This window comes from Pseudoalteromonas sp. BSi20429 (genome assembly GCF_000238895.1).
GTDB classification, from domain to species: Bacteria; Pseudomonadota; Gammaproteobacteria; order Enterobacterales; family Alteromonadaceae; genus Pseudoalteromonas; species Pseudoalteromonas arctica.
In genome coordinates this window covers 20,216-30,355 of the sequence record NZ_BADV01000077.1, presented here as the reverse complement: position 1 = coordinate 30,355, position 10,140 = coordinate 20,216, and the positions used below count along the sequence as shown (strand labels likewise).

Annotated in this window: 12 protein-coding genes; 4 read left to right on the top strand and 8 right to left on the bottom strand. The window is 39.5% G+C overall.

What is annotated here, in order from left to right:
• The coding region (locus P20429_RS19805) for an SIMPL domain-containing protein (protein WP_033027030.1) at window positions 1-464 on the top strand (464 nt) is incomplete at its 5' end.
• 8 nt (window positions 465-472) lie between these two features.
• Complete coding sequence (locus P20429_RS04725) at window positions 473-916, top strand: hypothetical protein (protein WP_007585421.1); 444 nt, start codon at window positions 473-475, stop codon at window positions 914-916.
• Here P20429_RS04725 and P20429_RS04730 read toward each other — a convergent pair.
• The 8 genes from P20429_RS04730 to P20429_RS04765 all read right to left on the bottom strand — a co-directional run bounded on the left by P20429_RS04730 (window position 899) and on the right by P20429_RS04765 (window position 7,915).
• Window positions 899-1,567 (bottom strand): hypothetical protein, encoded by a 669-nt coding sequence (locus P20429_RS04730; RefSeq protein ID WP_007585420.1) that lies wholly within the window; start codon window positions 1,565-1,567, stop codon window positions 899-901. The two genes, P20429_RS04725 and P20429_RS04730, sit on opposite strands and share 18 nt — an antisense overlap.
• Window positions 1,568-1,656: 89 nt before the next feature.
• Window positions 1,657-3,492 (bottom strand): DUF885 family protein, encoded by a 1,836-nt coding sequence (locus P20429_RS04735; protein WP_007585419.1) that lies wholly within the window; start codon window positions 3,490-3,492, stop codon window positions 1,657-1,659.
• A 68-nt stretch (window positions 3,493-3,560) separates the two neighbouring features.
• Window positions 3,561-4,697: a radical SAM family heme chaperone HemW gene (hemW, locus tag P20429_RS04740; RefSeq protein ID WP_007585418.1), complete on the bottom strand. Its 1,137-nt coding sequence runs from the start codon at window positions 4,695-4,697 to the stop codon at window positions 3,561-3,563.
• Entirely contained in the window at window positions 4,694-5,293 is a 600-nt protein-coding gene (locus P20429_RS04745) for an XTP/dITP diphosphatase (RefSeq protein ID WP_007585416.1), read from the bottom strand. Before P20429_RS04745 ends, hemW begins: the two co-directional genes overlap by 4 nt.
• A 4-nt stretch (window positions 5,294-5,297) precedes the next feature.
• Complete coding sequence (locus tag P20429_RS04750; RefSeq protein WP_007376526.1) at window positions 5,298-5,741, bottom strand: DUF4426 domain-containing protein; 444 nt, start codon at window positions 5,739-5,741, stop codon at window positions 5,298-5,300.
• Window positions 5,742-5,801: 60 nt separating this feature from the next.
• On the bottom strand, window positions 5,802-6,335 hold the full coding sequence (locus P20429_RS04755; protein ID WP_007585413.1) for a YggT family protein: 534 nt from the start codon (window positions 6,333-6,335) through the stop codon (window positions 5,802-5,804).
• Between the two features lie 27 nt (window positions 6,336-6,362).
• Window positions 6,363-7,184: a pyrroline-5-carboxylate reductase gene (gene proC, locus P20429_RS04760; RefSeq protein WP_007585412.1), complete on the bottom strand. Its 822-nt coding sequence runs from the start codon at window positions 7,182-7,184 to the stop codon at window positions 6,363-6,365.
• A gap of 17 nt (window positions 7,185-7,201) precedes the next feature.
• Window positions 7,202-7,915, bottom strand: coding sequence for a YggS family pyridoxal phosphate-dependent enzyme (locus P20429_RS04765; RefSeq protein WP_007585410.1), 714 nt, complete (start codon window positions 7,913-7,915; stop codon window positions 7,202-7,204).
• 2 nt (window positions 7,916-7,917) lie between these two features.
• On the opposite strand from P20429_RS04765, the gene P20429_RS04770 reads away from it, so the two are divergent.
• Both P20429_RS04770 and P20429_RS04775 read left to right on the top strand, forming a co-directional pair.
• Window positions 7,918-8,958 (top strand): type IV pilus twitching motility protein PilT, encoded by a 1,041-nt coding sequence (locus tag P20429_RS04770; RefSeq protein WP_007585408.1) that lies wholly within the window; start codon window positions 7,918-7,920, stop codon window positions 8,956-8,958.
• A gap of 9 nt (window positions 8,959-8,967) precedes the next feature.
• Window positions 8,968-10,104 carry a PilT/PilU family type 4a pilus ATPase gene (locus P20429_RS04775; RefSeq protein WP_007585406.1) on the top strand — a complete coding sequence of 379 codons (1,137 nt, stop codon included), beginning with the start codon at window positions 8,968-8,970 and terminating at the stop codon, window positions 10,102-10,104.
• Window positions 10,105-10,140: the final 36 nt, after the last annotated feature.

The following is a 10,140-nucleotide window of genomic DNA, read 5'->3' as shown; positions in this document are numbered from 1 at the left end:
CTTTTTTAAAACTGCATGGTTTTGACGACGATGAAATAACAATAGGCAGCCAGTCAGTTATTGATAAGCAAGCACGTGAATACAGTAATGAAAATCAACAGTTTAGATACATAGTGCGCTCAAATATTATTGTTTATTCTGATGCGCCAGATAAAGTGCAAAACGCGCTGAGCAAAGTAAGTCAGCTTGCTAAACAAGATATCGCAATAGTGCAGGACAGCTACGAAACAAAAGTTGAATACATTTTTACAGGCCTCAATGATGTAAAGCCTGCGATGGTGCAAGAAGCAACTGAAAAAGCGCGTGAAGTCGCTAATAAATTTGCTAAAGACTCTAATTCAAAATTAGGCAAAATAAAAACAGCTCGCCAAGGGCAATTTAGTATCAGTAATCGAGATTCAAACACACCGCAAATAAAAAATATAAGAGTGGTAACCAGTGTTGAATATTATTTAAATGACTAGGAAATAATATGTCAGAGTCTAAATATGGTCAGTTTGTACTGGCGCCCCGTTCGTATTTTTTTACTGCTATAGCGAGCGTAGTATTTGCGTTTATTGGCTTTAGTTATAATGCATGGCGAATGGAGGCAAGTGAAGAGAACAACAATACACGCATTGCTAGCTTTCAAATATTACAAGAACTAGCCGAGCTTGAGCTTATTGTATTTGCGGCACATTACGATAATAACAAAATAGATGGCAGCCCTAGAAAAGGCTGGGTTAAAGTTAACTTAATTCATGACTTAAGCTACTTAGCCGTTGATAAAGTACATTTAAAAACAAAAGACTTACAAAAGGTCTGGCAAACAAATTGGCCAAATATGGTTGATCAGCAAAGTGCTGCGCAATCTATTACACATGCCATAGACAGTGTGCGTACAGAAGTTGTGAGTGAATTAAAGCGCCTTGATTAAGTGAGCAACTTGCGCCGTTGAGCGTTGCAAGTAAGCGGCGCTCAGTAAAATTGTGGTCTCGTTAACTTTTTGCCCTTTTAGTACGTTGGCAAGCTGCTGTTTTGCGTTAGGATTTTGTTTTTGCTCTATTTCCATTAATGCTAACAAAGCTGAGAATTCATGCTTTACCGGTGTGCTCGATTTATTTGCATAGGCAATGTAGCAGGAAACTGGTGTTAATCCGTGAGAGTTGGGCTGCGCGAGTGCTTTAACTAAGTCATCATTTGATTCAAACAACATTAAAGAGCGTACATAGTTAAATGGCAGCTTTGTAGCATCGGCATGCTTAAACACATTGTGCAGTACATTATTTCCTTGAGTATCTTGTACTAAAAAGCCTTTATTTACTCTCAGCGCTGGGGTGAAAAAGCTCAATGCGTCAATATTAGTGAGTTGGTTAATAAATAGAGAAGGTGCTGTATTAGTACTTAATATACGGATTGCTATGTTTTGCATAAAGTCATACTTAACACTCAACCGTTGGGCGCTGTCATATAAATGGTTAAGCTGCAAAGTTTGCTGAGCAGGGCTTAACTGCCTAAAGTCGTTATCGAGCTCATTTAACTGCTGCTTTGAAATACGCGCATTAAGTAGTTGTATGCTTAAATCCATTATTATTTCCAAAATCTTTTTTACTACTATAAAACAAAAAAGGTCGCAAATGCGACCTTTCATATTTAAAGCAATTGTTTAAATTGGTTTTAAGCCTTTTTGCTTGCTACCCATTCATTAACAAAGTTTTCTAGTACATTAAGTGGTACAGGACCATTTTTAAGCACTACGTCGTGGAACTGGCGAATATCAAATTTATCACCAAGTTGCTTTTTAGCTTCTTCACGAAGCTCTAAAATCTTAAGCATACCCACTTTATAAGCCGTTGCTTGTGAAGGCATTACAATGTGACGCTCAACCATTTTAACACCGTCAGATGTTGCATTAGGCGTGTTATTTACGTAGTAATCAATACCTTCTTGGCGAGTCCACTTCATTGCGTGAATACCTGTATCAACAACTAAGCGACATGCGCGCCATAATTCCATTGAAAGACGACCAAAATCTGAGTAAGGGTCTGAGTACATGCCCATTTCTTTAGGAATGAACTCTGAGTATAAACCCCAGCCTTCAATATACGCTGTGTAGCCACCAAACTTACGGAACTTAGGAATACCTTCTAGTTCTTGCGAAATAGCTATTTGCATGTGGTGTCCCGGAATACCTTCGTGGTATGCCAGCGCTTCCATTTGATACGTTGGCATTGCTTCCATATCGTAAAGGTTAGCGTAGTAAACACCTGGGCGTGAACCATCAGGAGCTGGCTGTTGGTAAAATGCTTTACCTGCTGCTTTTTCACGGAATGCTTCAACCGCTTTTACTTTTAAACCTGCTTTTGGTTTAACAATGAATAATTCATCTAAACGCGTTTTCATTGTATCAATAAGCCCAGTGGCTTCATCAAGGTAGCGTTGTTTACCTTGTGCATCATTAGGGTAGTAAAATTGCTTGTCAGTTTTCATAAACTGCATAAACGCTTTTAAGTCGCCTTTAAAGCCAACTTTGTCTTTAATTTCACGCATTTCATCATGAATACGTGTCACTTCAGATAGACCAATTGCATGAATTTCTTTAGCAGTTAAATCTGTTGTAGTTGTGCGCTTAAGTGCGTTGTTATAAAACGCTTCGCCATCAGGTAATTTCCATGCGCCATCGCGATCATCTGCGCGTTTTTCAAGCTGTGCAAGGTAATTAATTAGTTTAGAGTAAGATGGTTTAACAGCCGATTTTAATGCATCTGATGCATCGCTGATTAACGAGTCTTTTTCGTCTTGGCTAATTTCAAGCGCTGTTACTTTACGTTTAAAGTCAGCAAGCAATGTAGAATCATCGCCTTTTTCAAACGGTGCACCGTGAATAATGTTTTTGCTTGAATCAATAACATGCGGGAATACAAATTTAGGGGCAATGATGCCTTTTTCTGCACGTACAGTTAAATCAATAATAAGCTGATCAATAACACCAGTTACACCATTTAAACGAGAAATGTAGTCTTTAGCTTCTTTTACATTACTAATTGAGTGCTGATTAATTAAAAACGCAGGGATCATAGAATGCGTACCAAACATTTGGTTCACAGGGTAGTTATGGTAACGCCATTTAAAGTCAGCAATTGAGCTTTCAAGATCTTGTTTTTTTAAGTCGTAGCTAACTTTTGTTGCATCATCTAATAAATCACGGCTGATTGCTTTTAGTGCAACTAGGTCAGCTTTTGTTTGCGCTAAATCTTTAAGCTGTCTTTCTTCGCTGCCATCATCCCACTTATCGTAATCTTGCTTAATACCCATGTATGTTTGATATACAGGACTGCTCATTACGTCGCGGTTAAATGTATCTTCAAAAAATGCATTGGCTTTGTCTATTTCACTTTGTTGTGATTGAACTGCTTGTGCAATAGGAGCTGAAGTCGCTTGTTGTGTTGTTTGCTGGCAACCAGCAAGTAGTGCAACGCTTACTGCGGCCGCAATAAAAGTAAGTTTACGCATTGTTTTCCCTTTTGTTGTTAGAAACCCATTAGGGTGTTTTATATTTATTTTTTGTGTAACGCTGGGCGCTACACAAATAATTCTAGCAGGTCATTTAAAAAGCGATGACCTTTTAAGCTTACCTGCCAATGGCTATCTGTTTGAGTCAATAAACCTTTATTAATTGCTTGGTTTAATGCACTTTGCTGACTTTGCAGTGGCAGTGTTGTAAGTTTATTAAAATCATTAATTGGGCAAGGCTCAACAAGGCGAAAGCGATTCATAAAAAATTCAAACGCTAAATCGTCTTGCTCTACATGCCAGCTTTTATACATATATGGTTTAATTAAATCCATATAGCCGCGTGGGTGTTTAACCTTTTCAGTACGCGTAATAAGCCCTGTATTTGCATCAGTAACCTTACCATGCGCGCCGCAGCCAATACCGAGATAATCGCCAAAACGCCAATAATTCAAGTTATGTTGGCACTGATAGCCTGGTTTTGCATAACCCGATATTTCGTATTGTATGTAACCTGCTTGAGCTAGTAACTCGACTCCTTGCTCTTGAATGTCCCACAGTATTTCGTCTTGTGGCAAGGTAGGAGGTTTTGAAGCAAACTGAGTATTGGGTTCAATAGTTAGTTGATACCAAGATATATGAGGAGGATCGAGCGCTATTATTTGCTTTAAATCGCTCAGTGCATCGTCAAGTGTTTGCCCTGGTAAGCCATGCATTAAATCAAGGTTAAAGCTATTTAAACCGGCTTCCTTAGCTTGTTGCGCAGCATAATTAGCCTCGTCGCTGCCATGGATCCGACCAAGTGCTTTTAACTTGTCGTTTTGCATGCTTTGCACACCGATAGAAATACGGTTAATGCCTGCTTTTACGTAATCTTTAAAGCGACCTGTTTCTACTGTACCAGGGTTGGCTTCAAGGGTAATTTCACAATTGTCTTCAAGCCCAATTAGGCTGTCGACTTCATTTAATAATCGGGTATAAGCTGCACCAGTTAATAAGCTTGGCGTGCCGCCACCAATAAAAATACTGTGAATTTTACGCCCTTGTACTAGGTGCAAATCAGCTTTTAAGTCATCAATTAAATGCTGAACATATTCAGCTTCAGGTATTTCACCTTTTTGTCCGTGGCTATTAAAATCGCAGTACGGGCATTTTTGCACGCACCAAGGTACGTGCACATATAAGCTCAGTGGTGGAAGGTTCACAGGCCGCCTTTTTGCTGTAGCTCTAGCAATAGTTTTTGTAGTGCTTGGCCGCGATGACTCACTGCATTTTTTTGCTCTTTTGTAAGCTCAGCACTGGTACAATTTTTCTCTGGTACAAAAAATACAGGGTCGTAACCAAAGCCACCGTTGCCATTTTGAGTGAGCGTAATTTCGCCTTCCCAGCTTGCACTGCAAATAAGGGGGGTAGGGTCATCTGCGTGGCGCATTAATACCAGTACACACCAAAAACGAGCACTACGGATAGGGTTATTACCCAAGTCTACGAGTAACTTATCAATGTTATCTTGATCGCTGGCACCTGGGCCTGCAAAACGGGCAGAGTAAACACCGGGTGCGCCATTTAGGCCATCAACTTCTAAACCTGAGTCATCGGCAATAGCAGGCATGCCAGTAATTTTAGCGGCATGACGCGCTTTAATAATGGCATTTTCAACAAAGGTAGTGCCGGTTTCGGCAACTTCACCTACGTTAAAATCGCTCTGTGGAACTACATTAATATTCAGAGGGCTTAGCATGTTAGCTAGCTCATTTACTTTGCCAGGGTTACCTGTAGCAAGTACTAAAGTTTTGGTCATGTTATTAATCTACGTAAAATTTTTGCTGAAACTGTAATTTTTGAAATTGATTACTTTGTTGTATTTCAATCTCAAAGCGTAAAATCTCTTCGTTGGTATAATCAACTTGGGCAAGGTAATAAATTGAATCACCTTCTTTTACTTCTTTAAAAGTAAGCGTTTGTTTATTGCCAAGTAGGTTTCTAGCTGTGCCAGTAAGCTTTGCTGTTTGGGCTGTATTTTCGGCATCATTTTTTAAAACAGAAATATTCACTATGCCTTTGTATCCGCTTCGCTCAAGGCCATACGCTTTTGCTATTTTTGGCTGAATAAAAGTAGAAGGAAAGGCGATGTAGTGCACTTGCCAAGGGCCAAGCTCTTTATATTGTGCGCCTTGCATTTCTTCGCTTTGCGCGTTAAATGCAAATGCTAAACAAGCAATAAAACAAAACTTAATTAAACGGTTCATTATGTATTCCTCAAAACATATAAAAAAGAGGCCTTTGGGCCTCTAATTAAAAAATCCATATTAGACTAAAAAATCCATAAGCAGCATTTGCAAAAACTGAATACCAATAATAAGCACTAAAACTGATAAATCTAAGCCACCCATTGATGGCAATATTTTACGAATTGGTTTTAGCATTGGTTCAGTAAGCTGATGGAAAACCGCTTCTATAGGGTTATAACCTTGGCTAACCCAACTTAAAATAGCGCGAATAATAAGTACCCAAAAAACTAAGTTAAGGCCTTCTTTTAGTACCGTTATAAGTGCTTGTATAATTACAGGCTGTATTGCCCACGCATTATATATAACAAGCATTAAAGTACTAATTTTGGCTACAGCCACTATAAATGCCAACAACAGAGATGCTAAATCAAGTCCGCCAAATCCCGGAATGATTTTACGCAGTGGTTTTACCGCAAACGAAGTGGCTTTAACCACAAACTGGCTCATTGGATTATAAAAGTCGGCTTTTGCCCACTGCAGCCAAAAGCGCAGTAATACCACCATTAAAAACAAATCAAACAGGGTACTGATTAAAAATTGCATGGCATTCATAGTGTAACCTTCAATAAAAAAGTGGTTTTAAAGTTCTTTTTCCATTTGCTCTGCACGCGCAATACACGCATCCATTGCATCGCCAACGGTTTTAGTTAAGCCTTCATCTTTTAAGTGCTCAACAGCTGCGTGAGTAGTACCGCCTTTAGATGTTACGTTTGAACGCAGTTGCGAAATAGTAATATCAGGCTGGCTAAGTGCCATTTCTGCGGCGCCAAGGGCTGTTTGCTGTACTAAACGACGAGCGTCTTCATCATTAAAGCCCAGCGCTTTAGCTTTTTCTTCTATGGCTTCCATAAATAAGAAAAAGTAAGCTGGTGATGAGCCGGTCACAGCAATAATATCGTTAATTTGTGATTCTTTTTCGACCCATACAACAATGCCAGTGCATTCAAAAACTTGTTGTACAAACTCGTGTTCGCTTTGTGTTTCGCCCGCGCCATATAAACCTGATACACCACGGCCTAATAAAGACGGTGTATTTGGCATACAACGTACCATTTTAACGTCTTGACCTAGCATTTCACGTAAACGTTTTACAGTTAAGCCAGCAGCAACAGAAATAAACAGTTTATCGCTAAAATCTACGCCCGACTCTTGAAACGATTTACATAAATCGCCCATCATTTGTGGTTTAACAGACAAAACAATTACATCAGCATCGCGCAGGGCTTCGTTATTGTCACTGGTGGTTTGCACCTTGAAATCAAAGGCTACCTTTTCAAGCTTTTCTTGGTTGCGGTTAGTCGCAATAATGTTACTTGCGTTAAAACCGTTTTTTACCATGCCACCAATAATGGCGTAGCTCATATTACCTGTGCCTATAAATGCGATTTTTTTATCTGACATAAATCTGTTATCACCTTTTAAGTTCGTGTTCCAAAAATGTCTGTGCCGATCCTTACCATGGTTGAGCCTGCACTAATGGCAGCTTCAACATCGTTACTCATACCCATCGACAAAGTATCTACTTGAGGATATTGGGTCTTTAGTTTATCAAAGCAAGTTTGTAATTGCTCAAAAGATTGAATTTGCGTATCCAGATCGTTGCTTTTAGCGGGAATCGCCATTAAACCTCGAAGTGTTAAGTGCTCACATTGGTTAATAAAATCGGCAAGTTCATCTATTTCATCGCGGTGGCAACCCGACTTCGCTTCTTCATTACTTATATTTACTTGAATAAGTATATTAAGAGGCTGTTTATCGTCTGGGCGCTGGGAATCTAATCGTTTCGCTATTTTTATGCGATCAACACTTTGCACCCAATCAAAGTTGGCAGCCACTAAAGCACTTTTATTAGATTGAATAGGGCCAATGAAATGCCAAATGATGTCGCTATATGACTGTAGTTGAGCTATTTTATCTATAGCCTCTTGAACATAAGATTCACCAAATTCGCGCTGACCATGCTCATAAGCTGCAATAACATCTTCGCTTGGTTTAGTTTTAGACACTGCCAGTAGAGTGACTTCGTTAGTGTTTCGTTGTGCAATTTTTGCCGCGTCTGCAATTCTAGCGTAGGCGGATGTGAGTCGTTCTGCTATTGTAACCATATATTTATCAGTTAGTTGTGGAGTCATAAATGGATATTACCGAATTATTAGCGTTTAGTGTGCAACACAAAGCATCCGATTTACATTTATCGTCGGGTGTTTCACCTATGATACGCGTAGACGGTGATGTTCGCCGCATTAATATACCAGCCCTTGCAGACAAAGACGTAAACAGTCTGGTTTACGATATTATGAACGATAATCAACGCAAGGACTACGAACAAAATCTCGAAGTGGATTTTTCGTTTGAAGTGCCTAATTTAGCACGTTTTCGTGTGAATGCGTTTAACTCTAATCGCGGGCCTGCTGCGGTATTTCGTACCATACCAAGTGAAGTGTTAACGCTTGATGATTTAGGTGCGCCAGATATTTTTAAAACAATCTCCGATACCCCACGTGGACTCGTGTTAGTGACAGGTCCAACGGGCTCTGGTAAATCAACAACACTTGCCGCTATGGTCGATTATATAAATCAAAATAAACATCACCATATTCTAACAATAGAAGATCCAATCGAGTTTGTTCACGATAATAAATTAAGCCTTATTAATCAACGTGAGGTACATCGCGATACTCATAGCTTTTCAAACGCGCTACGTAGTGCATTGCGTGAAGATCCAGATGTAATATTGGTTGGTGAGTTACGTGATTTAGAAACAATTCGTCTTGCAATGACCGCTGCTGAAACAGGCCACTTAGTGTTTGGCACGTTGCATACAACATCTGCACCAAAAACCATTGACCGTATTATCGATGTGTTCCCTGGCGAGGAAAAATCAATGGTACGTTCAATGTTATCTGAATCTTTGCGTGCTGTTATCTCGCAAACACTACTTAAAAAGATTGGTGGCGGGCGAGTTGCAGCACACGAAATTATGATTGCAGTACCTGCTATTCGTAACTTAATTCGTGAAGATAAAATTGCACAAATGTACTCGTCTATTCAAACCGGTGCGTCTGTGGGCATGCAAACAATGGATCAATGTTTAACTAATTTAGTTAATCACGGCATTGTTACAAATGCGGCAGCGAAAGAAAAAGCACAAGACAAAACACAATTTGGTGGGTAAGAAACTATTATGGCTTTATCTTTAAACGACTTTTTACTCATCATGATTGAGAAAAAAGGTTCTGACTTATTTGTATCGAGTCAGCTACCTGTAAGCGCAAAAATAAACGGTGAGCTAACAGCCCTAAGTGACGATAGGCTTACTGATGAGCAATCGCTTGAGTTAGTAGAATCTGCAATGAGCGAAAAGCAAAAAGCAGAGTTTCATACAACGAAAGAATGTAACTTTGCGATTGCCACCGACGAAGGGCGTTTTCGTATTTCTGCTTTTTGGCAACGCGATAAAGCAGGTATGGTTATTCGCCGTATTGTTACGCAAATACCTGATGTGAGTGAGCTAGGTCTTCCTTCTATTCTTACCGATGTAATTATGTCTAAGCGTGGTCTTGTATTATTTGTCGGTGGTACTGGTACTGGTAAATCAACCTCGCTAGCCGCACTTATTGGTTACAGAAACCGTAACCAACGTGGTCATATACTGACTATTGAAGATCCGATTGAATTTGTTCATGAGCATCGTAAAAGTATTATTACTCAACGCGAAGTAGGGCTTGATACCGAAAGCTTTGAGTCAGCACTTAAAAGCTCACTACGCCAAGCTCCCGATGTAATTTTGATTGGTGAAATTCGCTCTCAAGAAACTATGGAATACGCACTAAGCTTTGCCGAAACAGGTCATTTATGTGTTGCAACACTGCATGCTAACAATGCTAACCAAGCGATTGACCGTATTATGCATTTAGTCCCAAAAGAAAAACACGATAAGCTTAAGTACGATTTAGCACTTAACTTACGTGCAATTGTTGCTCAGCAATTAGTACCGACTGCTGATGGTGAAAGCCGCGTTGCAGCTATTGAAATATTGCTTAACTCACCAATGGTTGCTGAACTGATTAAAAACGGTGATATTGGTGGTATTAAAGAGGCAATGGCTAAATCGAAAGAAATGGGCATGCAAACCTTTGACCAAGCGCTATTTGAGTTGTATAGACAGCAGCGAATTAATTACGCTGATGCACTGCATCATGCTGATTCGCCAAATGATTTACGCTTAATGATTAAACTGCGCAATAACGAGCAGCAAGGTGCGGGCTTTTTACAAGGCGTTACTATTGATGGCCTTGACGATAAAAATAGCGATCAATGATTTAAAAAGTAATGAATATAAATACTTAATATAAAA

Excerpts from the sequence above, each read along its gene's own strand:
- P20429_RS04725 (WP_007585421.1), top strand. The coding sequence starts at position 473 with ATGTCAGAGTCTAAATATGGTCAGTTTGTACTGGCGCCCCGTTCGTAT.
- P20429_RS04730 (WP_007585420.1), bottom strand. The coding sequence starts at position 1,567 with ATGGATTTAAGCATACAACTACTTAATGCGCGTATTTCAAAGCAGCAG.
- P20429_RS04735 (WP_007585419.1), bottom strand. The coding sequence starts at position 3,492 with ATGCGTAAACTTACTTTTATTGCGGCCGCAGTAAGCGTTGCACTACTT.
- P20429_RS04745 (WP_007585416.1), bottom strand. The coding sequence starts at position 5,293 with ATGACCAAAACTTTAGTACTTGCTACAGGTAACCCTGGCAAAGTAAAT.
- P20429_RS04750 (WP_007376526.1), bottom strand. The coding sequence starts at position 5,741 with ATGAACCGTTTAATTAAGTTTTGTTTTATTGCTTGTTTAGCATTTGCA.
- P20429_RS04755 (WP_007585413.1), bottom strand. The coding sequence starts at position 6,335 with ATGAATGCCATGCAATTTTTAATCAGTACCCTGTTTGATTTGTTTTTA.
- proC (WP_007585412.1), bottom strand. The coding sequence starts at position 7,184 with ATGTCAGATAAAAAAATCGCATTTATAGGCACAGGTAATATGAGCTAC.
- P20429_RS04765 (WP_007585410.1), bottom strand. The coding sequence starts at position 7,915 with ATGACTCCACAACTAACTGATAAATATATGGTTACAATAGCAGAACGA.
- P20429_RS04770 (WP_007585408.1), top strand. The coding sequence starts at position 7,918 with ATGGATATTACCGAATTATTAGCGTTTAGTGTGCAACACAAAGCATCC.
- P20429_RS04775 (WP_007585406.1), top strand. The coding sequence starts at position 8,968 with ATGGCTTTATCTTTAAACGACTTTTTACTCATCATGATTGAGAAAAAA.